The sequence below is a fragment of the Pseudonocardia sp. genome (genome assembly GCF_029263155.1).
Classification (GTDB): Bacteria; Actinomycetota; Actinomycetes; order Mycobacteriales; family Pseudonocardiaceae; genus Pseudonocardia.
Genome location: NZ_JAJCYB010000003.1, coordinates 1 through 21,985, shown reverse-complemented (window position 1 = coordinate 21,985; position 21,985 = coordinate 1). Strand labels below are relative to the sequence as shown.

The 21,985-nt window shown below is 70.3% G+C and carries 24 protein-coding genes; 15 read left to right on the top strand and 9 right to left on the bottom strand.

Annotation, left to right across the window (positions count from 1 at the left end; all coding sequences use genetic code 11):
* Positions 1–148 precede the first annotated feature (148 nt).
* Complete coding sequence (locus Q1K26_RS00520) at positions 149–862, top strand: IclR family transcriptional regulator (RefSeq protein WP_300006921.1); 714 nt, start codon at positions 149–151, stop codon at positions 860–862.
* Positions 863–878: 16 nt separating this feature from the next.
* Here Q1K26_RS00520 and Q1K26_RS00515 read toward each other — a convergent pair whose 3' ends face one another.
* The 4 genes from Q1K26_RS00515 to Q1K26_RS00500 are packed head-to-tail and all read right to left on the bottom strand — an operon-like array spanning position 879 to position 3,159.
* A complete protein-coding gene (locus tag Q1K26_RS00515) occupies positions 879–1,070 on the bottom strand; it encodes a ferredoxin (RefSeq protein WP_300006920.1) in 192 nt (63 codons plus the stop codon).
* A gap of 31 nt (positions 1,071–1,101) precedes the next feature.
* Positions 1,102–1,356, bottom strand: coding sequence for a hypothetical protein (locus Q1K26_RS00510; RefSeq protein ID WP_297661147.1), 255 nt, complete (start codon positions 1,354–1,356; stop codon positions 1,102–1,104).
* Positions 1,334–1,837: an aromatic-ring-hydroxylating dioxygenase subunit beta gene (locus tag Q1K26_RS00505; RefSeq protein WP_297661149.1), complete on the bottom strand. Its 504-nt coding sequence runs from the start codon at positions 1,835–1,837 to the stop codon at positions 1,334–1,336. The genes Q1K26_RS00510 and Q1K26_RS00505 overlap by 23 nt, the downstream gene beginning before the upstream one ends.
* Complete coding sequence (locus Q1K26_RS00500) at positions 1,834–3,159, bottom strand: aromatic ring-hydroxylating dioxygenase subunit alpha (RefSeq protein ID WP_300006918.1); 1,326 nt, start codon at positions 3,157–3,159, stop codon at positions 1,834–1,836. Before Q1K26_RS00500 ends, Q1K26_RS00505 begins: the two co-directional genes overlap by 4 nt.
* A 226-nt stretch (positions 3,160–3,385) precedes the next feature.
* Between Q1K26_RS00500 and Q1K26_RS00495 the strand changes: the two genes are divergently transcribed.
* Genes Q1K26_RS00495 through Q1K26_RS00475 form a run of 5 tightly spaced genes read left to right on the top strand, consistent with a single transcriptional unit; the run spans position 3,386 to position 10,419 of the window.
* Positions 3,386–4,879, top strand: coding sequence for an aldehyde dehydrogenase family protein (locus tag Q1K26_RS00495; RefSeq protein ID WP_300006917.1), 1,494 nt, complete (start codon positions 3,386–3,388; stop codon positions 4,877–4,879).
* Positions 4,876–6,033: a zinc-binding dehydrogenase gene (locus Q1K26_RS00490; RefSeq protein ID WP_297661155.1), complete on the top strand. Its 1,158-nt coding sequence runs from the start codon at positions 4,876–4,878 to the stop codon at positions 6,031–6,033. Before Q1K26_RS00495 ends, Q1K26_RS00490 begins: the two co-directional genes overlap by 4 nt.
* A 34-nt stretch (positions 6,034–6,067) precedes the next feature.
* Positions 6,068–8,167, top strand: a complete 2,100-nt coding sequence (locus Q1K26_RS00485) for a hydantoinase/oxoprolinase family protein (protein WP_300006915.1) — start codon at positions 6,068–6,070, stop codon at positions 8,165–8,167.
* Between the two features lie 18 nt (positions 8,168–8,185).
* The gene (locus tag Q1K26_RS00480) at positions 8,186–10,156 is read left to right on the top strand and encodes a hydantoinase B/oxoprolinase family protein (RefSeq protein ID WP_300006913.1); all 1,971 of its coding nucleotides are present in this window, start codon (positions 8,186–8,188) and stop codon (positions 10,154–10,156) included.
* Positions 10,153–10,419 (top strand): hypothetical protein, encoded by a 267-nt coding sequence (locus Q1K26_RS00475; protein WP_300006911.1) that lies wholly within the window; start codon positions 10,153–10,155, stop codon positions 10,417–10,419. Before Q1K26_RS00480 ends, Q1K26_RS00475 begins: the two co-directional genes overlap by 4 nt.
* Before the next feature lie 173 nt (positions 10,420–10,592).
* Here the strand turns inward: Q1K26_RS00475 and Q1K26_RS00470 are convergent, their stop codons facing one another.
* The 4 genes from Q1K26_RS00470 to Q1K26_RS00455 all read right to left on the bottom strand — a co-directional run bounded on the left by Q1K26_RS00470 (position 10,593) and on the right by Q1K26_RS00455 (position 14,167).
* On the bottom strand, positions 10,593–11,504 hold the full coding sequence (locus Q1K26_RS00470) for an alpha/beta hydrolase (protein ID WP_297661162.1): 912 nt from the start codon (positions 11,502–11,504) through the stop codon (positions 10,593–10,595).
* On the bottom strand, positions 11,501–12,034 hold the full coding sequence (locus Q1K26_RS00465) for an NAD(P)H-dependent oxidoreductase (protein ID WP_300006910.1): 534 nt from the start codon (positions 12,032–12,034) through the stop codon (positions 11,501–11,503). Before Q1K26_RS00465 ends, Q1K26_RS00470 begins: the two co-directional genes overlap by 4 nt.
* Positions 12,035–12,039: 5 nt before the next feature.
* Complete coding sequence (locus Q1K26_RS00460) at positions 12,040–13,089, bottom strand: LLM class flavin-dependent oxidoreductase (protein ID WP_300006909.1); 1,050 nt, start codon at positions 13,087–13,089, stop codon at positions 12,040–12,042.
* A 115-nt stretch (positions 13,090–13,204) separates the two neighbouring features.
* The gene (locus tag Q1K26_RS00455) at positions 13,205–14,167 is read right to left on the bottom strand and encodes an AraC family transcriptional regulator (RefSeq protein WP_300006907.1); all 963 of its coding nucleotides are present in this window, start codon (positions 14,165–14,167) and stop codon (positions 13,205–13,207) included.
* 259 nt (positions 14,168–14,426) lie between these two features.
* Here Q1K26_RS00455 and Q1K26_RS00450 point away from each other — a divergent pair, with 259 nt between their 5' ends.
* From Q1K26_RS00450 to Q1K26_RS00410, 9 genes are all read left to right on the top strand, one after another.
* The gene (locus tag Q1K26_RS00450; RefSeq protein WP_300006905.1) at positions 14,427–15,803 is read left to right on the top strand and encodes a Rieske 2Fe-2S domain-containing protein; all 1,377 of its coding nucleotides are present in this window, start codon (positions 14,427–14,429) and stop codon (positions 15,801–15,803) included.
* Positions 15,800–16,375, top strand: a complete 576-nt coding sequence (locus Q1K26_RS00445) for a 3-phenylpropionate/cinnamic acid dioxygenase subunit beta (RefSeq protein WP_297661173.1) — start codon at positions 15,800–15,802, stop codon at positions 16,373–16,375. The genes Q1K26_RS00450 and Q1K26_RS00445 overlap by 4 nt, the downstream gene beginning before the upstream one ends.
* Positions 16,372–16,641, top strand: a complete 270-nt coding sequence (locus Q1K26_RS00440) for a hypothetical protein (RefSeq protein WP_297661175.1) — start codon at positions 16,372–16,374, stop codon at positions 16,639–16,641. The genes Q1K26_RS00445 and Q1K26_RS00440 overlap by 4 nt, the downstream gene beginning before the upstream one ends.
* Positions 16,638–17,423: a 3-(cis-5,6-dihydroxycyclohexa-1,3-dien-1-yl)propanoate dehydrogenase gene (hcaB, locus tag Q1K26_RS00435; protein ID WP_297661177.1), complete on the top strand. Its 786-nt coding sequence runs from the start codon at positions 16,638–16,640 to the stop codon at positions 17,421–17,423. Before Q1K26_RS00440 ends, hcaB begins: the two co-directional genes overlap by 4 nt.
* 26 nt (positions 17,424–17,449) lie before the next feature.
* The gene (locus tag Q1K26_RS00430) at positions 17,450–17,656 is read left to right on the top strand and encodes a ferredoxin (RefSeq protein ID WP_300006903.1); all 207 of its coding nucleotides are present in this window, start codon (positions 17,450–17,452) and stop codon (positions 17,654–17,656) included.
* 34 nt (positions 17,657–17,690) lie between these two features.
* Positions 17,691–18,920 (top strand): FAD-dependent oxidoreductase, encoded by a 1,230-nt coding sequence (locus Q1K26_RS00425; RefSeq protein WP_300006901.1) that lies wholly within the window; start codon positions 17,691–17,693, stop codon positions 18,918–18,920.
* Positions 18,917–19,663, top strand: coding sequence for a class II aldolase/adducin family protein (locus Q1K26_RS00420; RefSeq protein WP_300006899.1), 747 nt, complete (start codon positions 18,917–18,919; stop codon positions 19,661–19,663). The genes Q1K26_RS00425 and Q1K26_RS00420 overlap by 4 nt, the downstream gene beginning before the upstream one ends.
* Positions 19,664–19,946: 283 nt before the next feature.
* On the top strand, positions 19,947–20,363 hold the full coding sequence (locus Q1K26_RS00415) for a 2Fe-2S iron-sulfur cluster-binding protein (RefSeq protein WP_300006897.1): 417 nt from the start codon (positions 19,947–19,949) through the stop codon (positions 20,361–20,363).
* 43 nt (positions 20,364–20,406) lie between these two features.
* Positions 20,407–21,294, top strand: coding sequence for an alpha/beta fold hydrolase (locus Q1K26_RS00410; RefSeq protein WP_300006895.1), 888 nt, complete (start codon positions 20,407–20,409; stop codon positions 21,292–21,294).
* Between the two features lie 285 nt (positions 21,295–21,579).
* Here Q1K26_RS00410 and Q1K26_RS00405 read toward each other — a convergent pair.
* The coding region (locus tag Q1K26_RS00405; protein WP_300006893.1) for a ketopantoate reductase C-terminal domain-containing protein at positions 21,580–21,985 on the bottom strand (406 nt) is incomplete at its 5' end.

Here is a 21,985-nt window from a genome sequence, read left to right as displayed (position 1 = left end):
ACCTGATCCGGCCGCACCACCACACCCTCGCCCATGATCGGCGACCGTGCCAGCCGAACGACCCGGGACGATCACGCCACGCCGCACCGATCAAGAACTACCAGGTCAAAGTCCTTGATCCACTTACGCTACGTGGCATTGCCTCAAGGTGTTGCTGCTTCTGGGCGAGCGCACTGAGCTGCGCCTCACCGAGGTCAGCGAATACCTCGGAGTCGCGTCCTCCACCGCGCACCGCCTGCTGGCGATGCTGCAGTACCGCGGTTTCGTCCGCCAGAACGAGAGTACGAAATCGTACGGAGCGGGCACCGCCCTCACCGGTGTGGCCTTCGCCATTCTGCAGCGCTTCGACTTCAGGGCCGTCCTGCGCCCCTATCTGGAGCACCTCAACGCCACGCTGGGCGAGACCGTCCACCTCGGCCTGCTGGATGGCACCACAGTTCGCTTCATCGATGCCATCGAGAGCCCCCGTGCCGTCCGGGTCGCCTCCCGGCTGGGGCGGTCGATGCCCGCGAGCTCGACCTCGACGGGCAAGGCGATGTTGGCCAACCTCTCCACGACCGAGCTGCACGCGCTCTACCCCGACGAGGACCTCGAGGGGCTCACCGCGCGGAGCATCCGGGTCCGCAGCGAGCTGGAGAAGCAGCTCGCGACCATCCGCAGGCGCGGGTACGCCACCAGCAACGAGGAGAGCGAGAGCGGGGTGTCATCGGTGGCGGTGGCATTTCCGTTCCGGAGCACTCCCGCACGGATCGCGTTCAACGTGGCCGTGCCCACGAGCCGGATGTCGGCCGCTGACCAGCGAGAGATCGGTGCGTCCCTGCGCCGGACCGTGACCGACGCGGCCCACCTGCTCCACGGCTGAGGGCCGACGGCCGGCGCTACGCCAGCGAGATGGCGCGGACGGGGCAGGACCGCACGGCGTCCTGCACATCGGCGAGCACGGCATCCGGGGGCTCCTCGACGAGCAGCACTGCGACGCCCGATCGTTCGTCGAGATCGAACACGTCGGGAGCACTGAGAACGCAGGACGCGAACCCCTCACACCTGTCGACGTCGACCAGGACCTTCATGACCATCTCCTTCGCGACGAGCGGCCGCGGCTCACCCGCTGTCCTCCGCCGGGCCGAACGGATCACTGAGCAGCCGGGCGTAGTCCTCGTCCGCCAGCCAGGTCAGGCTCTCCACCTGCAGCGGGTCGAGGTACACGGTGCGACCGGTGCGTGCGCTCCGGATCATGAGACGGCTGCCGTTGGCGGACGTGTCGTGCGTGACCACGACCCGCGCGAACTCGTTGCCGAGGACGAGCACCTCGCCGCTGCGGTGCCCGTCGCCGTCAGAAGTAGATCGAGATGGCACGCGGCAGCACCCTGTGGTCGAGACGGATCGCCCGCTCGGTGATCCGGAACCCGTCGCCGACGCGGACGAGCCGGTCCTGCCGGCAACCGACGAAGAACTGTTCCGAAGCACCCCGGCGGGACTGGAAGACCAGCAGGTTCGACTCGACCCCGACCGCGCCGTCGTCGAACTCCGTGACGATCACGTTGCTGATCATCCGACGCGTCCGCGAGCGCGGCTGCTCGGCGTGGGCCAGCCCGCCGCTCAGGCGTTCGTGCCGCTTGATCAGGAAGCGCTTGTCCTCCTCGAACAACGCCCACTCCCCCGCCACCGGGCTCCGCTCCTGGCCGACCTCCCGGGACTCCGTGATCGGCATCCAGTACTTGGCGTCGTCGGTGAACAGGTCGAGCCATTCCTCGTACCGGAACTCGTCGAGCAGCTTCGCCTCGCGGTAGAGGAACTGCTCGACCTCGCGCTGGGTGTCGCGGACCGTGGAGGTCATGATCCTGCCTCCGTCATCAGTTCCGCCCAGTAGCGGTAGAAGTTCCGGTGGTTCTGCTCGGAGTAGTGCGGTCCCAGCTGCCCGGGCAGGGTGGGCTCGTCGATCTCGCCCTCGTGGCCCATGCCCATGGTGTAGTTGAAGTCCAGGGTGCGGGAGACCGCGCCGCGGGCCGACTCGGTGATCTTCTCGAAGTTCTCGCCGTCGTCCTGCCCGAAGATCCCGGCGGCGGCGTTCTCCTGCGACATCTGCGAGCGCGCGAAGTCCTTCACGTGCTGGGGCGCGCCGGTGTCGTAGAAGGTGGTCTGCCAGACCTCGAGCTCGCCGGGCCCCTTGGGATGCCACTGGTAGAGCCCGAGCACGTGGAAGCAGCCGAACTTGATCCACGAGAGGTTCGGGAAGATGTTGCCCTCGCCGAGGCCGTGCACCGCGGCCTGCTCCGGGCTGAGCCGCTCGGCGAGGCGGGCGTTGTAGGCCTGCACGTACTCGACCGCCTCGGGTCCGAAGTGCTCGGCCATCATCAGGTCGTTCTGCAGGCCGCGGCCCGGCTTGGGGATGTCGCCCATGCCGTGCCCGTGGGGGAAGTAGGCGATGTAGTCCGCGAGCGTGTCGTAGTCGGGCAGGAACCCGATCTGGAACGCCGAGCCGTGCGTGTAGAGCACGTGGTAGTCGTCGCCGGCGAAGTTCTCCGACGCGAGCTTCCAGTTGGCCGAGATCCGGTACTTCATCACCGGGCCGAGCACCTCCAGCCCGCCCAACGCCCCCTCGATGGGCATGTCGAGGTACCAGAGCTGGTCGCGGCCGAGGTAGTCCACGAGGGACACCGCGCCGGCGTCCCAGTTGGCGAAGATGAAGCCCTTGTAGGACTCGACCCGGGGCACCTCGACGAGACCGAGCCGGGACTTGTCGAGCTCGCCGCGGTAGGCGGCCTCGGTGCGCGGAACGCCCACCAGATCGCCGGTGGAGCTGTAGGTCCAGCCGTGGTAGGGGCACCGGAAGAACTTCGCGTTCCCCTGATCGGACGCGCACACGGTCATGCCGCGGTGCCGGCAGGAGTTGAGCAGGACGTGCAGCTCGCCGGCCGCGTCCCGGGTGGCGATCACGGGGTCCTCGCCCATGAGGTTGGTGATGTAGTCGCCCGGGTTGCGCAGCTGGGACTCGTGGCCGATGTAGAGCCAGGTCCTGGTGAAGATCCTCTGCAGCTCCCGGTCGTAGACGGCGGGATCCCGGAAGATCTCCCGGCTGATCACACCGTCGTCGGGGCGCACGAGGTCGGCCGGATCTCGCGGCGACGTCGTCGTCGGCCGCGGGTCGATCATGGTCATCTCCGCAGTCCTCCATTCGGTACCGCTGGAGCTTTCTCTGCTCACCAGAAATAGCCTCTGACAAACGTAGCCACGGCCCCGCCCGTCGTCAAGGCTCCGTCCGCACCCCGAAGGTGCTAACGAATCCAAACTATATTGAGCATGGACTTTCCGAGTTTCGTAGATGTAGCGTCCCGCTCCACCGGACGCCGACCGGTCCCCACCCCGCACCGTCATGGGAGACGTCATGCAACCCACGAGCGCCGAGTTGCGCACCGAGCTCCAGGTCCTGCTCAAGCGGGACTGGCGCATGCTCATCGGAGGGGAGCTGGTGCCCGCCGCTTCCGGCGAGACGATGACGACGTCGTCGCCGTCGGACGGCAGCGTCCTGGGCACGGTCCCGCTCGCCGGTCCGTCCGATGTGGAGCGTGCGGTGCGGGCGGCGCAGGGGGCGTTCCCGGCCTGGCGCGACACCCCGATGACCGAGCGCGTGGCGCTGCTGCGCCGGTTCGCCGGCGTACTGCAGGAGCACGCCCGCGAGCTCGGGCTGCTCGACGCCGCCGACTGCGGCAACCCGGTCACCGCGATGATCGGCGACGTCGCCATGGCCACCCGCTGGATGGAGTACCAGACCGGCGTGGCGTTCGAGGTCAAGGGCTCGACGCTGCCGTCGCTGTCGCGCAGCTGGCTGCTGACGCGCCGCGAGCCCTACGGCGTCGTCGGCCGGATCATCCCCTACAACCACCCGATCCTCTTCGCCGCCGGCAAGATCGGCGCACCGGTGGTCATGGGCAACACACTCGTGCTGAAGCTGCCCGACCAGGCCCCGCTCTCGGGCCTGCTGCTGGCCGAGCTCGCGGCCGAGGTCTTCCCGCCCGGCGTGCTCAACGTGATCACCGGGACCGGCGCCGTCACCGGCGACGCCCTGGTGCGCCACCCCGAGGTCAAGCGGATCGCGCTCATCGGCAGCGTCCCGACCGGGCAACGCGTGCAGGCCGCCGCGGCCGAGGTGGCCGTCAAGCACGTCAGCCTGGAGCTCGGCGGCAAGAACGCCATGATCGTCTGCCCGGACGCCGATCTGGACGCCGTCGTCGAGGGCGCGGCGTTCGGGATGAACTGCCACTGGTGCCAGGGCCAGTCCTGCGGGTCCACCACCCGGCTGTTCCTGCACGACGACATCCACGACGAGGTGCTGGAGCGCCTCGTCGAGCGGCTGCGCACCATCCGGATCGGCGACCCGCTCGACCCGGCCACCGAGATGGGCTGCCTGGTGTCGGAGGCGCAGTTCGACAAGGTCGCCTCCTACATCGCGGCCGGGCACGAGGACGGCGCGCGGCTGGTCACCGGCGGCGGCCGGCCCGAGGGGGCCGAGTTCGCCGACGGGTTCTTCGTGGCGCCCACCGTGTTCGCCGACGTCGACATGGGCATGCGCATCGCGAAGGAGGAGATCTTCGGCCCGGTGCTGTCCGTGCTGCGCTGGAACGACCTCGACGACGTCGTCGCGCAGGCCAACTCGCTGCCCTACGGCCTCACCGGCGCGGTGTGGACGCGCGACATCCAGACCGGGCTGTCGGTCGCCGACCGCCTCGACACCGGCTACGTCTGGATCAACGGATCCGGCAGCCACTTCCTCGGCGCCCCCTTCTCCGGCCACAAGGACAGCGGCACGGACTCCGAGGAGGGCATCGAGGAGCTCATCAGCTACACGCAGACGAAGACGGTCAACATCACCGTCCGGTGATCGAGCAGAACCCCGGAGGCCCGTCGATGACCCAGTCGATGTCACTACCCACCCACACCCAGGCCGCCGTCCTGGTGGACTACAACGCCCCGCCCGAGGTCCGGACGCTGCCGGTGCCCGATCTCGAACCCGGCGCGGCGCTGGTCAAGGTCGAGGCCAGCACCATGTGCGGCACCGACGTGCACATCTGGCGCGGCGAGTACGAGGCCGCCGGCCTGTCCAAGCTGCCGCTGGTGCCCGGCCACGAGATCGTCGGCCGCGTCGTGGCGCTGGGCAGCGAGCGCCGGGTCGACGCGCTCAACCGGCCGCTCGCCGAGGGCGACCTGGTCGCCTGGTCCTACGCCTGGTGCGGGCACTGCTACTGGTGCACCGTCGCCAAGCAGCCCACCCAGTGCGAGAGCGCCCGGATGTACGGCTGGGGCCCGGCCGACCGGTCGCCCTACATCACCGGCGGCTTCTCCGAGTACGCCTACGTGATGCCGGCGTGCAGCATGGTCAAGGTGCCCGAGGGGCTCGACCCGGCGGTCGCCGCGTCGGCCACCTGCGCGTTCCGCACGATCATCCACGGCTACGAGAAGATCGGCCGGATCGAGACCACCGACACCGTGGTGATCCAGGGCAGCGGCCCGGTGGGCCTCTACGCGCTGGCCTACGCCGTCCAGTCCGGGGCGAGCCGCACGGTGATGATCGGCGCGCCCACCGCGCGCCTGGACATCGCCAAGCGCTGGGGCGCCGACGTTCAGCTCGACGTCACGAGCACCTCGGTCGAGGAGCGCCGCGAGCGCGTCCGGGACCTCACCGACGGCCGGGGCGCCGACCTCGTCGTCGAGTGCAGCGGGCGCAACGCCGCGTTCGTCGAGGGCATGGACCTGGTCCGCCGCGGCGGGCGATACCTGGTGCTGGGCGCGTCCGAGCCGAAGCCGGTGGAGATGCGCGCCACCTACCTGAACCTCCGGCAGCTCACCGTCGCCGGAACCATGAGCGGCGACATCTCGCACTACTACCGGGCCCTGCGCTTCCTCGACGACCACCAGGACCGCTTCTCCTTCGGCGACCTGCTCGGCAACCGGTTCTCCCTCGACCAGGTCGGGGACGCGCTGCTCGGCATGGAGCAGATGCGCGAGATCAAGCCCGTGATCCTCCCGAACGCCTGACGCCACCCCCACCACCTCACCTGGAGGAACCCCCGTGCCCTACGTCATCGGTATCGATGTCGGAGGGACCTTCACCGATGCGTTCGCTGCCGACGACAGCGGCCGCGTCCACTCCGCGAAGGTTCCGTCCACCCCGCCCGACTTCTCCCGCGGCGTGCTCAGCTCCGTCGACGCGCTCGCCGAGAACATCGGCTGCGACGTCGGGGAGCTGCTCGCCGACACCGCCTACATCTCGCACGGCACGACGTCGGCGCTCAACGCGCTGGTCACGGGCAACGTGGCCGAGGTCGGCTTCATCACCACGCAGGGCCACCGCGACTCGATCTACATCATGAACCTGGAGGGCCGCTACGCCGGCCTGGGTCCCGAGGAGATCCAGGACATCACGGCCACGCGCAAGCCGCCGCCGCTGCTGCCCAAGCGGCGGGTCAAGGAGGCCGTCGAGCGGATCGACCACAAGGGCTCGGTGATCGTCGCGCTCGACGAGGACGCCACCCGGCGGTCGATCCGCGAGCTCCTCGACGACGGTGCCACGGCCATCGCCGTCTCGCTGTTGTGGTCCTTCCGCAACCCGGTGCACGAGAAGCGGATCCGCGAGCTCGTGCACGAGATCGCCCCGGACACCTACGTGGCGCTGTCGTGCGAGGTCAGCCCGCGGATCCGGGAGTACCCCCGCAACGTCACCACGCTGATGAGCACCCAGATCGGCCCGGCGCTGCGCGACTACCTCGAGCCGCTCTCGCGCGACCTCACCGAACGCGGCCTGCGCGGGCCGCTGCTGGTCATGCAGGGCTCCGGCGGCACCGTCTCCGCGCAGGAGGCCCCGGCCAACGCGATCACCACGATCGGCTCGGTGCTCACCGGCGGCGTGATCGGCGCCCGCAACCTCGGCCGGCAGCTCGGCCACGAGAACATCATCTCCACCGACGTCGGCGGCACCACGTTCCTCGTCGGCATGATCGTCGGCGGCGAGCCGGTGTTCAGCTCGATGACCACGCTCAACCAGTACCAGCTCAACGTGGCGATGATGAAGGTCGCCACGATCGGCAGCGGCGGCGGCGCGATCGCCTGGCTCGACGACGGCAAGAACCTGCGCGTCGGCCCGCGCAGCGCCGGGGCCTCCCCCGGCCCGGCCTGCTACGGGCAGGGCGGCACCGAGCCGACCGTCACCGACGCCAACCTCGTGTTGGGCATCCTCAACCCGGGCTTCTTCCTGGGCGGCACCAAGAAGCTCGACGTCGAGCTGGCCCGCGAGGCGCTGCGCAAGAACATCGGCGACCCGCTCGGCCTCACCGCCGAGGAGGCCGCCGCCGCGGTCTACGAGATCCAGAACTCCCAGACCGCCGACCTCGTGCGCACGGTCGTCGTCGGCGCCGGGCACGACCCCCGCGACTTCGTCATGTACGCCTTCGGCGGCGCCGGCCCGGTGCACTGCGCGGCCTACGGCGCGGAGCTGGGCGTACAGGAGATCCTCGTGCCGCTGGGCCAGACCGCAGCCACGTTCTCCGCCTACGGCCTGGCGTCGTCCGACGTCGTGCTGTCGGTGGAGCTCTCGGACCCGTCGAACTTCCCCGTGGACCCCGCCGTGGTGGACCGCAACTTCACCGAGCTGGAGGAGGAGGTCCGCCGCCGGCTCGCCGCCCAGGGCGTGGAGTACGCCGACATCACGGTCACCCGCGAGGTCGACGCCCGCTACACGATGCAGATCTTCGAGGTGCCCACAGCGGTGGCGCAGGGCACGGTCGACGACACGGCCGTCAAGCAGATCGCCGACGACTTCGAGGAGCGCTACGCCTCGCTCTACGGCAAGGGCACCGGCTTCCGCGAGGCCGGCATCCAGTTCATCACCTACCGCGTCTTCGGCACCGGACGCATGCCGTTCAAGCCCGAGCTCCCGAAGGCGGTGGCGGCCGAGGGCGGCAGCACTCCCCCGGTCAAGGAGCGGCGCCGGGCGCTGCTCGACATCCGCGCCGGCTGGCAGGAGGTGGACGTCTACGACTACTCCCGCCTCGGCCTCGGCAGCGCGCTGACCGGCCCGGCGATCGTGGAGGCCCCGACCACCACCGTCGTCGTCCCCCCCGGTACCTCGGCCGTCGTCGACGGGCTGGGCAACCTCCGCATCCGCTACCAGTAGGAGCTGACCATGCCGTTCATGCCCGTTCCCGGCTCCGAGTTCTTCTCCAGCAGGGTCCGCTCGTCGGAGGAGGTGCTGGCCTCGATCCCCGCGGAGCTGCCCATGCACCGCGCCACCCCCGACACCGTCGAGAAGATCGACGCGCTGACCTACGAGGTGATCCGCCACCGCCTGTGGGCGATCACCGACCTCATGGGACAGGCCCTCAAGCAGATGTCGGGCTCGCTGGTGGTGACCGACTGCAACGACTTCGACGTCGCGGTCACCGACGAGATCGGCGACATCGTCCAGATCGGCCCGTACAACACCGAGCTGGCCGCCGCCGTCGACCTGGCGATCAAGTGGATCCTCGCGAACCGCTCGGTGAACCCCGGGATCTGCGAGGGCGACATGTTCCTCTGCAACGACCCCTGGGTCGGTGGCGGGCTGCACCAGAACGACGTCGCGGTGTTCGCCCCGCTGTTCCACGAGGGCAGGCTGTTCGCCTGGACCGCCGCGATCGCCCACCAGGCCGACCTCGGGGGCGTCTCGCCGGGCAGCTGGACTCCGCGCGCGGAGGACGTGTTCTGGGAGTCCCTGCCCACCCCGCCGGTCAAGATCGTGCGGAACTTCGAGATCCAACGTGACGTGGAGGACGTCTACCTGCGGCGCTCACGCGTGCCGAAGATGGTCGGCCTGGACCTGCGCGCCAAGATCGGCGCCAACCGGGTGGGTCACGAGCGCATCACCCAGCTCATCGACAAGTACAGCGCCGAGACGGTGAAGGCCGCGATGGCCCGCCAGCTCGACGACGCCGAGCAGCGCCTGCGCGCCAAGCTGGAGCAGATCGGCGACGGCACCTGGACCGCGACGAGCTACCAGGAACAGTCCATGAAGGACGACCGCGGCCTGCATAAGGTCGTCTGCACGCTGCGCAAGACCGGCAGCGAGCTGGTCTTCGACTTCACCGGCACCTCGCCGCAGTCCGGCATGATCAACTGTCCGTTCTCCGGCATGTACGGCGGCGTGATGTCGGCGGTGCTGCCGGTGCTCTGCGGCGACATCCCGTGGGCCGCGGGCGGCCTGCGCCGGTGCATCAGCTTCGTCACCGAGGAGGGCACGCTCAACAACGCCACCTTCCCGGCCGGCGTGGGCAAGGGCTCGGTGGCCTCGTCGTGGGCCACGATGAACGCCGCCACCGAGTGCCTGTCCACGATGCTCGACACCTCCGTCGAGCTGCACGGCCAGGTCCAGTCCGTGTGCTGCGGAACCTGGGACCTGTGCGTCATGGCCGGGCTGGACCAGCGCGGTCAGCCGTTCGCCACCATGATCACCGACTCCATGGGCGGCGGGTTCGGCGCGGGCAACGACCACGACGGTGTCGACACCGGGGGGCTGCTGCTCATCCCGATGGGCAAGATGCCCGACGTCGAGATGAACGAGTTCATGCTGCCGATGCTCTACCTCTGGCGCCGCGAGGAGACCGACAGCGGTGGCCCGGGCCAGTTCCGCGGGGGCGTCACCGGGTCGCTGTGCTTCGTGCCCCACGACACCTCGACACCGCTGGCGCAGATCGTGTCCGGCGCGGGCAAGGCCGTGCCGCAGAACGTGGGCCTGGCCGGCGGCTACCCGGGCAACAGCCAGGCCGACCTGGCCGTCCGCGGCTCGAACATCGCGGACCTCTTCGCCCGCGGGGCCATCCCCTCCACGCTGGCCGAGATCGATGGCGAGCACGTGGTGCTGGCCTGCGAGGACGAGGTGCTGCTCTCCCCGGGCGACGTGCACTACATGTGCTGGCAGTCGGGCGGAGGCTACGGCGATCCGCTGCTGCGCGAGCCGGGTCGGGTCGCCTACGACGTCGCCGAGTTCCGGGTCACCGATCAGAGTGCCCGCTCGATCTACGGAGTGGTGCTCGACGGGTCCGAGGTGGACACCCTCGCGACCGAGGAGCTGCGCGCGACGCTGCGGGACCGCCGACGCGAGCTGGCCGTGAAGGGAGCAGGACGATGACACTGGACACGAGACGGGTCAACGCGAACGTCGCCCGCAGCGCGGCCGGGGTCCTGTCCTGCGCGCACTGCCGCCAGGAGCTCGAGGGCACCGCGGAGGACTACCTGACGCTCCTGCCCCACTACGAGGGGCCCGTCACCGACGCCGGACCGCAGGTCTGCGCGGACACTGCCGAGTTCATCGACGTCGAGATCGTCTTCCGCCAGTACTACTGCCCCGGCTGCTACACGGCCTTCCGCACCGAGGTCGTGCCGCGGGTGTGAGCCGCAGGCGGCCCGGGCCCTGTGCGGACCCGGGCCGCCCCGGCGTGCGGCGAATGCGGTCCCGACGCCGCGATCCCTGACGACGCAGTCACCTCACGACCAGCCAGGAGGTGACGCCGGACCCGGGCGCCGACGACGCTCCCGGGTCCGGCGAGGCCACCGCCAGGCGGGGCTCAGGCGCCCAGGAACCCGATCACCAGGTTGTTGAACACCTCCGGACGATCGCGGAAGACCTGGTGGCCCGCGCGATTGATCACACACATCGTGCAGTTCGCCGTCCGACCCGCCAGGACGTCGAAGAACTGGTGGCCGAGCTCGACGGGCGCGGAGCGGTCGTCCTTGCCCCACACGACGAGCACCGGGACGTCGAGACCCGGACCCTGCAGGTGGTCGAGAACCCGTTTCCGGGCGCGTCCCAGGCTGGGGATCCAGTGCCGGGCGCTGCTACGGGCGTAGACCTCGACCGACTCCTTGTGGTGCGCACCGTTCATCATCTCCGCGGCGATGCGGAGGTACTCGGGGCTCAGCGGCCCCTCGGTCACCGCCTGGGCGGCGTGGTAATGGCTGATCACACCCTCCGCTCCGGCGTTCTTCGGCGCCGTGCGCTCGACCTCGTCGTAGAAGCCCATGTCGGACCGACCCGGCGGAGCGGGAGCGGTCGAGGCACTCGACACGACGACGAGCCGGCTGACCCGGCCCGGCAGCTCCATCGCCAGCCGGGTGGCGAGCAGGCCGCCGCGGGAGTGACCGACCAGGGTCATGTCGGTCAGGTCCAGCTGCTCGAGGAACCCGACGGCGTGGTCCAGGACGCTCTCGAACGTCCACTGCTCGTCCGAGGCCGGGATGTCGGTGAAGCCCTGCCCGAGCTTGTCGAAGGCCACCACCCGCCCGTGCGCGGACAGGGCGTCGACGGTCTCGCTCCAGACCTCGATGCCCATCGGCACGAAGATCCCGAAATGGCCGCCGTGCACGAGCACGATGGGATGCCCGGGCCCGGCATCCGGTACACCGGTGTCCAGATAGCGGGTCCTCACCCCGGAGACCGTGATGTGTCGGACGTGGTCGGGGTTCAGCGGTTCGCTCACGACGAGCTGCCTCTCAATACGGTGCGGCGGATGGCATCGCCCGACTCGGCCACCCACCGGGCGACGGTCGGGCCGAGGTCGTCGAGCTGGTCTTCCAGGACGTACAGGCCCCGGGTCGGAAGGACACCACCGAGCTCGACGAGCAATGGCCTCAGGTACGTCTCGACCGCGAGCGCGTGGTGCGCGGCCGCGCCCACCATCACCGGCGCGACCACCACACCCCGCAGGCTCGTGCGGTCGAACCACTCGAGGAACGCCTTGAGCAGCGCTGTGTAGGTGGCCTTGAAGACCGGGGAGGCGACCACCACGACCGACGCGCTCGAGACCCGGCCCACCAGCTCGGCCACCCGGGCCGAGGAACGGTCGAACAGCTCGCCGCCGAGCGTCCCCAGCTCGACCGAGTCCGGTTCTGCGCCCTCCGGCCCGCCGAGAAGCGCGACGACCTGGCGCGCGACCTCGTCGGCCACCGCGCTGGTCCGGGACCCGGCTCTGGGGTTGCCGACGACGGTCAGCACACGGAACGGCTCCATCCCGGTCAGCTGCCGACCAGGAGCGGCATGACCTCGCGGCCGAAGCGGTCGACGTCGGTCAGGTAGTCTTGGAACGACAGCATGACACCCGCCGTTCCCGCCACCGCACCGAAGGAACGCAGCTTCTCGGCGACCGTCGCCGCGTCGCCGAGCACGAGCGGGAACGAGATCATGAACGCGTCGGACCCCAGCATCAGGTTCTTGGTGGACTCCTCGTTCTCCGTGAGGTCCTCCTGTGCGATCCCCATGAGGTTCGTGACCGCGGGGAAGTCCATGTTCGCTCGCCAGTTCGCCACGACGTCCTCGGCCTCGGCGACGCTGTCGCGCAGCACGACCTGGAACAGCGGGAAGGTGCCCACCTCGCGGCCGGCCCGGTCGGCCTGGGCCTGGAGCCGGGCGTTCTGCGCCGCCAGGCTCTCGACGTCGGGCTTGCCCACCACGAACTGGTAGTCGCCCACCTCGGCGCAGAACTGCATGCCGCGGTCGGACTGCCCGGCGCACACCAGCTCGATCGGAGCCTCCGGAAGGGGGCCGAGGCGGCAGTCGTCCATCCGGAAGTACTGGCCCTCGAAATCACTCTGTCCCTTCGACCAGAGCTCGCGCATGACCCGGACGTACTCGTCCGCGTGGTCGTAGCGGGTCCGGAAGTGCTGGTCGCCGGGCCACAGACCCATCTGCGTGTACTCGGGCTTCTCCCATCCGGTGACGATGTTGAGCCCGAAGCGCCCACCCGACATGTCGGAGATGGTGGCTGCCTGCTTGGCCGCGAGAACCGGCGGCGTGAGCAGCGTGGCGATCGATCCGAAGAGCTTGATGCGCCGGGTCGTGACGGCGAGGCCCGCCATCACCGAGAGCGAGTCGAGGGCGTGGTTCCACGGGCTGGTGTCGCCGTCGAACCCGCGGAACTTCACCGCCGACAGGAGGAAGTCGAACCCGTAGTGCTCCGCCTTGGTCGCGGCCTGTGAGGCCAGGAACCACTCGGGCACGGAGGCGGGCGAGGTGTTGGAGAACACCCAGTTCTTGTTCATGGTGGGCATGAACATGCCGATCCGCATGATCGCTCCTCTTGTGAGTCCGGCCACCGGGCCGATGACGCGACGCTATAAGCGCGAGCCGGGGGCAGCTATGCGGTTCGCGTCGCGCGCGCACCGGAATGCGCCACACCGCCGGTCAGCGCGTGCGGCGCAGGGTTTCCGACGGGGCGATGCCGTACCGGCGCCGGTAGGCTGCGGCGAACCGGCCCAGGTGGCCGAACCCCCACCGGTGGGCGATCGCGGTGGTCGTCGTCCGGTCCGGATCCGCATCGACGAGATCCCCGTGCGCCCGCGCCATCCGCACGTCCTGCAGGTAGGCCATCGGCGACATGCCCAGCTCCCGGCCGAAGCCCGCTTGCAGGGCACGGAGGCTCACACCCGCGTGGGCCGCCAGGTCGCCCGCCGAGTACGGCTCCTCCGGGCTCGCCTGCACGAGGTCCACGACCTGCCGTACCGCGCGCGAGCGGACGACCTCCGCGGGCCGGTGGAGAGCCTCGGAGTGGGTGTGGGAGTGGGCGAACAGCAGCGTGGTCACGAGCAGCCGGGAGAAGTGCGCACCGGCCAGCGGCTGGTGGATCACGCTCTCGGGCCGCTCCATCTCGGCGAGCACGAGGTGCAGGGTGGCCAGCCAGCTACCGCCCGCTCCGCCGGCCACGTCCATTCCCAGGTCGAACTGGACCGGCGCCGCCGGCCGCCCCAGGATGGCTTCGAGCTCGGTCTGCATCGCGGCCCGATCGAGCTTGACCGCCAGTTGGGCGCAGTCGGCCGACCAGCGGATGGTCATCGGCCGTCCGGGGCTGAACACCGCGGCACGGGCGGGAGAACTGATGATCGAGTCGTCGCCGCTGGTCGACTCGGTGAAGCCCTGCCGCGGCAGGTTGATGTGGTAGCAGGACACGAGCGGCGCCGGGATCATCCGGATCTCCGTGCCGTAGCGCAGGTAACCCACGGTCGTGTCACCGACCGCAGCCGCGTTCAGCACGGCCCGCAGCGGTCCGCCGCGCTCGAGGACGATCGTCTGGTGCGGCGCGTAGACCCGCGGTACGACCTCGCGCACCTCGTCGAGCGCCGAGCTGTGCACGATGGCGTGGGCGGACAACGGCTCCGCATCACGGTACCGGTGGCGTGTGCCCTGTCGACCGCTCATCACTCTCAGCATGACAGAGGTGTTCTCTGGCGCATGTGTAAAGCCGGCAGCTCGGTCTGTCAAACGATCCCGGCCCCGGCGTCGGATCGACCAGCCGTGCCGACCGGTTCGCTTGACTAGACGCGGCCCGTTTTGAGAGCCTCTTCAGAACGGATTGCTTCTCTGTTGAGCAGAGACCACATGACCACGTCCAGACCTGCCGGGAGCCGCAATGACCGATCGATCGTCCGTCCTCGACGAGGTGCGGCGCGGGATGATCCCGGCACACATCTACAACGACGAGGAGATCTTCCGGCTGGAGAGGGAGCGGCTGTTCAGCCGGGCCTGGATCTTCGTCGGCCACGAGTCGGAGGTGCCGCAGCCCGGCGACTACGTGGTACGCCGGGTGCTCGAGGACTCGTTCATCGTCTCCCGCGGCGAGGACGGCGCGGTTCGCGCGCTGTTCAACATGTGTCTGCACCGCGGGATGCAGGTGTGCCGTGCCGAGGCCGGCAACGCCTCGCACTTCCGGTGCCCGTACCACGGCTGGTCCTACCGCAACGACGGCCGCATCGTCGGCCTGCCCTTCCACCAGGAGGCGTACGGCGGCGAGACCGGTTTCCGGCGCAAGGGCCAGACGCTCCTGCCCGCCCCGTCGCTGGACACCTACAACGGGCTGATCTTCATCAGCCTGGATCCCGCCGCTCCCCCGCTGCGGGAGTACCTCGGCGACTTCGCGTTCTACCTGGACTTCTACACCAAGCAGTCGGCGGCCGGCATCGAGCTGCGCGGACCGCAGCGGTGGCGGATCAAGGCGAACTGGAAGATCGGCGCGGAGAACTTCGCGGGCGACATGTACCACACGCCGCAGACCCACACCTCCGTCGTGGAGATCGGGCTGTTCCGCGAGCCCAAGGCCGAGAAGCGCAAGGACGGCTGCACCTACTGGGCCGGCAACGGCGGCGGCACCACCTACAAGCTGCCGGTGGGCACCTTCGAGGAGAAGCTGCGCTACGTCGGCTACCCGGACTCCATGATCGCGAACATGCGCGCGAACTGGTCGCCCGAGCAGCAGGCGGTGGTCGAGGACAACGCCTTCATGATCTCCGCGGCGTCGGTGTTCCCGAACATGAGCTTCGTGCACAACTGGCCCAAGGTGGAGGAGCACGGGGACGCCGTGCTGCCGTTCATCTCCATCCGCACCTGGCAGCCCGTCAGCGCGGACGAGACCGAGGTGCTGAGCTGGTTCGCCGTGGACGCGCAGGCGCCCGAGGAGTTCAAGGCGCTGTCCTACAAGGCCTACCTGATGTGCTTCGGCAGCACCGGCATGTTCGAGCAGGACGACGTCGAGAACTGGGTGTCGCTCACCAACACCGCGGCCGGGTCGATGGCGCGGCGGCTGCTGCTCAACAGCCGCATGGGGCTGCTCGAGGACGGCTCGCACGTCGTGCCCCGGCTGGACGGCACTCAGTTCGCCGGGCCGGGCGAGGCCTACGTCGGCTACGGCGAGTACAACCAGCGCCACCTGCTCAGCCGCTGGGCCGACCACCTGGAGAAACCACCGGCCGACGTCGCGCAGGTCGAGGTCGGCGGGCAGGTGACCGGGTGAGCACGCACTCGTCTCGCTCGGTGCTGGGCGCGCACGCGCCGACGACCCAGCGGACCGGGCGCACGCTGCCCTTCTCCGACGAGCGCCACCTGCAGGCCCACCAGTGGCTGGTGGACGAGGCCTACATCCTGGACTCCCAGGCCTACGACGAGTGGCTCGACCTGCTCACCGACGACATCCACTACCTCATGCCGGTGCGGGTGACCACGGCGCTCGGCGCGGGCTACGACACCTCGCCCGGCATGGCCCACTTCGACGAGAACCGCTACTCACTGGGCCGGCGGGTGGCGCGCTTCCTCACCGAGCACGCGTGGACCGAGGACCCGCCCTCGCGGCTGCGGCACTACGTGGCCAACGTCCGCACCTTCGCCACCGACGACCCGGACCACGTCGTCGTCGACTCCGGGGTGATGCTCTACCGCAGCCGCGGCGACGTCCGCGAGGCCGCGGTGCTCTCGGCGGGCCGGGAGGACCTGCTGCGGCGCACCGGCGACGGTTGGCGGCTCGCGCGGCGCACGATCCTGCTCGACGACTCGGTGGTCCGCAGCCAGAACCTGGCGATCTTCCTGTGAGCGGGGACGCCGCCGAGCAGTACCGCGCGCTGGTGGAGCACCGCACCGGCGAGGCGATCCAGCTCGGCAACGAGTTCGCCGAGATCCGGGTGTCGCGGGTGGAGACGCGCAACGGCTCGCGGCTGCTCATCGAGTCGCCCAGGTCCGGGCAGTGGGTCTCGCTGTGCCCGCTGGAGCTGGAGGCCCTGACCTGGCAGAACACGGCCACGTTCTCGGCGATGATCGGCAACCCGTTCGGCCCGCTGGTGACGGACGAGGAACCGTGACGGGCTGGCTCGAGGGGAAGCGGGCGCTGGTCGTCGGGGCGGGCTCGGGCATCGGGCGGGCGGTGGTGGACGCGTTCCGGTCCGAGGGCGCGCAGGTGGCCGTCCTGGAGCGCGACGCCGCCAAGTGCGCCGCGCTGGCCGCGGCGCGGCCCGAGGTGCCCGTGGTGACCGGCGACGCCACCACCCGCGGCGCCAACGACGAGGCCGTGGCCGCCGCCGTCGACGCGTTCGGCGGGCTGGACGTACTGGTCAACTGCGTGGGCGTCTTCGACTTCTACCGGGGCATCGCCGACCTCGACGCCGACCGCATCGACGACGCGTTCGACGAGATGTTCGCGGTCAACGTCAAGTCGCACCTGCACGCGGTGAAGGCGGCGCTGCCCGCGCTGCGGGAGTCCGGGGGCAACGTCGTGCTCACCGAGTCGACGTCGGCCTACTACCCGGGCCGCGGCGGGGTGCTCTACGTCGGCTCCAAGTTCGCGGTGCGCGGGCTCGTCACCGCGCTGGCGCACGAGCTGGCGCCGCACATCCGCGTCAACGGGGTCGCCCCCGGCGGCACGCTGCACACCGACCTGCGCGGCCTGTCCAGCCTCGGGATGGACGCGCAGCGGCTCGACGACACCCCCGACCGCGCAGCCGCCCTCGCCGCCCGGGTGCCGCTGCAGGTCGCGCTGGACGGCACCGACCACGCCTGGAGCTACGTCTACCTGGCGTCCGACCGTGCCCGCGGTATCACCGGCGGGGTCGTGCATCCCGACGGGGGCATGGGTGTGAAGGCGTGAGGACCCGACATCCCGAAGGAGAGAACATGGCCGTCGTCAGGGCCGATCTCGGCGCCTGCCAGGGCTACGCGAACTGCATGACCGACGCCGCGGACTACTTCGACATCGACGACGACGGCGTCGTCGTCGTGCTGAGGTCGACCGTCCCGGACGAACACCGCGGCCGCGTCGAGGAGGCCGCGCGCAGCTGCCCGGTGAACGCGCTGGTCGTCGTGGACGAGGACCCGTCGTGACCGCCGACGCACGTCGTCCCGCGGAGGCGACATCGTGACCGCCGTCGTCGTCGGGGCGTCGGTCGCCGGGGTCCGCACCGCGCAGGCACTGCGCGCGGCCGGCTACGACGACGGAGTGGTGCTCGTCGGCGCCGAGCCCGAGCTGCCCTACGACAAGCCGCCGCTGTCGAAGGCGCTGCTGGCCGGCAGCACCGACGTCGATCGCGTCCGGCTGCTCACCGCGCCGGACGCGGTGGCAGCAGGCATCGAGCTGCGGCTCGGGTCGGCCGCTGTGGCGCTCGACCCCGCCGCCCGCGTCGTCACGCTCGCCGACGGCGCCCGCATCGGCTACGACCAGCTGGTCGTCGCCACCGGCGTGGCTGCCCGCCCGTCCCCGTGGGGTGACCCACCCGGCCTGCACGTGCTCCGCAGCATGGACGACTGTCTGCGGCTGCGTGCCGCTCTCGTGCCGGGCACGCACCTGGTCGTGGTCGGTGGGGGCTTCATCGGCGCGGAGGTCGCGGCGACGGCGCGCGGACTCGGCCTAGACGTGACCGTCGTGGACCCGCTCCCGGTGCCCATCGGGAGGATCGTGGGCGACGAGGTCGGGACGCACCTCACGGCCGTGCACGCCGAGCACGGTGTCACCACCCGCTTCGGCACCGGCGTCGAGGCCGTCGAACCGGCCGGGAACGGGTTGCGGGTACGGCTCACCGACGGGTCGGTGCTCGACGCAGGATGCGTGGTCGTCGGGATCGGCGCCGTGCCCAACGACGGCTGGCTGGGCTCCTCGGGCCTGCTGGTCCGGGACGGGCTCGTGTGCGACGAGTTCTGTCGCGCGGTGCACCGCGACGACGTCTACGGCGTCGGCGACATCGCCCGCTGGTACCACCCCCGCCACGGCGAGCACCGCCGCGTGGAGCACTGGACCAATGCGGTCGAGCAGGCCGCGGTGGTGGCGCACAACATCACCCACGGGGACGCGCCCCGGCCCTACGCACCGGTCGAGTACGTCTGGAGCGACCAGTACGACTGGAAGATCCAGATCTGTGGACACCCCGCCGGGGCCGAGCCCGCCGTGGTGATTGGAGAACCCGGCCGGGCACGCCCGTTCGCCGCGCTCTACGCGAGCCGCGACGAGACGCTCGCCGCTGCGGTGACGGTCAACTGGCCGCGGGCACAGGTCGCGTGCCGCCGCGGGCTGCGCACAGGGACCCCGGTCGCGCACGTGGCCACGGAACTGGCGGAGATGCACCGCAGGCTCGTCGAGAGGACGCCGGCATGACCACCGGATGGATGCAGGAACGGCACGAGATCGCCGAGGCCTGCCGGGTGCTGGCCGCTCGCGGCCTCGCCGACGGCTTCCTCGGCCACATCAGTCGTCGGATCAGCGCGAACACCCTCCTCATCCGCTGCCGTGGCCCGCGGGAGCGCGGGTTGGCCTTCACCGAAGCCGGGGACGTCCGGCTCGTCGACACGGACGGGGCGGCTGCGGCGCCCGGCGAGCTCGACGGCGGATACCGGCCGCCCAACGAGCTGCCGCTGCATGTCGAGGTCCTGCGGGCGCGCCGCGACGTCGACGTCGTCGTGCACGCCCATCCCCCGGCCGTCGTCGCCGCCGATCTGGCCGGTATCGCCCTGCGCCCGATCATCGGCGCCTTCGACATCCCGGGCGCCCGGCTGGCCGCCGGCGGCATACCTGTCTATCCCCGCGGAGTGTTGATCCGCGACGCCATCCTCGGGCGCGAGATGGCAGCGGCTCTCGGCGACCGGCCGGTCGTGGTCCTGCGAGCCCACGGACTCACCAGCACGGGCCCGTCGGTGCCCGACGCCGTGCTGCGGGCGATCAGCATCGACACCCTCGCCGGCCTCTCGCTGCGGATCGTCGCGGCCGGCGGGACGCTGGTCGATCTGCCGGAGCAGGACATGGCCGAGCTGCCCGACCTGGGTGCCTCCTTCAACAGCGCCACCGCGTGGCGTCACGAGCTGGCGCGGCTGTCGCCGACGGATCCGACCGGACGGGCATGACGACGTGAACCGTGCACACCACAGCAGTCTCGCGGCCGCGGCCGACGCACTCGGCATGGCAGGTCTCGCGGAGCACACCCGGCGCCATGATGATCCGGTCCACTGGCTTCACCTCGCCGCGACGGTCATGGGCTCGGTGGAGGCCCACGCGATGGTGCTCGCCGCCGATGTGGCTGCGGGTGGGAGCCGGCTGGACCCGATGGCGACGGTGGACGCGGTGGCCTTCGCGGCTGGCGGGTATGCGAGGACGAGTGCCGCGAGCGTCCGAAGCACTGTGGGGGGTGTGGACGCTCCGCAGGCTGCAGGCTCGGCTGCCGCAGGCCCCAAGATCGGCTGTGCGACCGGGGACTGCGGAGCCTGCACGGTCCGCCTCGACGGCCAGGTCGTGAAGTCCTGCCTGGAGCTGGTGCAGGCCGCCGACGGCAGCGAGATCACGACCATCGAGGGGATGGCCGACGGCGACCGGCTCAGCCCCGTCCAGCAGGCGTTCTGCGACCGGTACGGCTTCCAGTGCGGGTTCTGCCTGTCCGGGATGCTCTTCGCCGCCGAGGATCTGCTCGAGAAGATCTCCAGCCCATCGAACGAGGAGGTCCGCGACGCCATCCGCGGCAACCTGTGCCGCTGCACCGGCTACCAGAACATCGTCGAAGCGATCCGCGAGGCCGCGGCCGCGCGGGTCGCGACCACCAGCAGGGACTGAAGAGAAGCCCGAAACCGAACCTGACACGAACGGAGAACGTGCCGTGCCCGTCGAATCCAGCCCTGCCGTGAAGAAGCCGAGGGACACACCGGTCTGGGTGGCGGTGGGAGCGGTGCCGCACTCGATCGACTACGTCGAGGTCGGCCCGTGGCGCACCCGGGTCCTGCAGGCGGGCGCCGGTGAGCCGCTGGTTCTGCTGGCCGGTACCGGTGGCCACCTGGAGGCCTACGCACACAACGTCGCGGCGCTCGCGCAGCGGTACCGGGTGATCGCCTTCGACTACCCCGGCCACGGCTACACCACGCACGCCACCGCGGATCTCGAGCTCCCGGACTACGTCGACCACCTGCTCGGCCTGCTCGACGCGCTCGGCATCGAGAAGGCACACCTGAACGGGGAGTCCCTCGGCGGCTGGGTGGCCGTCAAGTTCGCCGCCGCGCACCCGGAACGGACCGGCCGGCTGGTGCTCAACACCCCCGGCGGCACGATGGCCCGGCCCGAGGTGATGGAGCGGATCCGCAGCCTGTCCCAGGCCGCGGCCGACGACCCGTCGGACGTCCGGATCCGGGCCCGGCTGGAATGGCTGATGGCCGAGCCGGAGACGGTGACCGACGAGCTCGTCGCCATCCGCCGCACGATCTACGCGCGGCCCGGCTTCGCCGAGTCGATGCGGCACATCCTCTGTCTGCAGGACCCGGACGTCCGGCGCCGCAACCTCATCAGCGACGACGAGCTGGCGGCCGTCCCCCACGGCGCCATGGTCGTGTGGACCTCCGACGACCCGTCCGGGCCGGCTGCCGCCGGGATGGAGATGGCCGAGAAGATCCCCGGCGGCCGGTTCACCTACATCGCGGAGGCAGGCCACTGGCCCCAGTGGGAGCAACGCGAGAAGTTCAACCTCCTGGTGCTGGACTTCCTGGCCGACAGCTGACATCGAGGCATCAGCCGGTGGATCTTCTAGCCCAGGGCGCGCGGTCGTTGTCACCGGTGCTCAGCTCAGCGCGGCGACTGCGCTCGGCGACATCGTCACCATGCCGGTGCGACGGAGAGTTGACCGGAGAGTGTGTTCTCGAGAGAAGACACCGGCTCTTAACGTCTGTCAATAGGTGCTCTATTAACATCGGAGGTTTACAGCACGCGCAGCGGGCGGCCTTTCCGCCACGATCGCGGAGACCGCCGCGAGCGAGCTGCCCGGCGGCACGTGCCCTTTGCCGTACTAGTCGAGGAATCGGTCGATGGTCTTGATGATGTTGTAGGCGACCCGGAGCGTCGGTACCTCGATCCCCAGCTCGTCGGCGGCATCGAGGTAGGGCGCCAGCATGAAGTCGACCTCGGTCCTGCGACGGCGCAGGACGTCCTCGTACATCGAGGGATGACCCGAGCTTCCGCGTTCCCGCATCGTCCGGCCCTGCTCGATGATGAACTCGATCGCCTCGGGGCTCGGGAGGGCGTCGAGCTCCTTCAACCGCGACAACGGCGCATAGAAGTTCATCGGCTCGTAGCCCTTGGCCCGGTAGACCCCGAGGAGATCCTTGGCCAGCGCGACGAAGTACGCCGCCCCCTCGGGCACCTCCATCCCCTCGAAGACCGAGGTACCGGGAACCGCGCCGAGCGCCGTGACC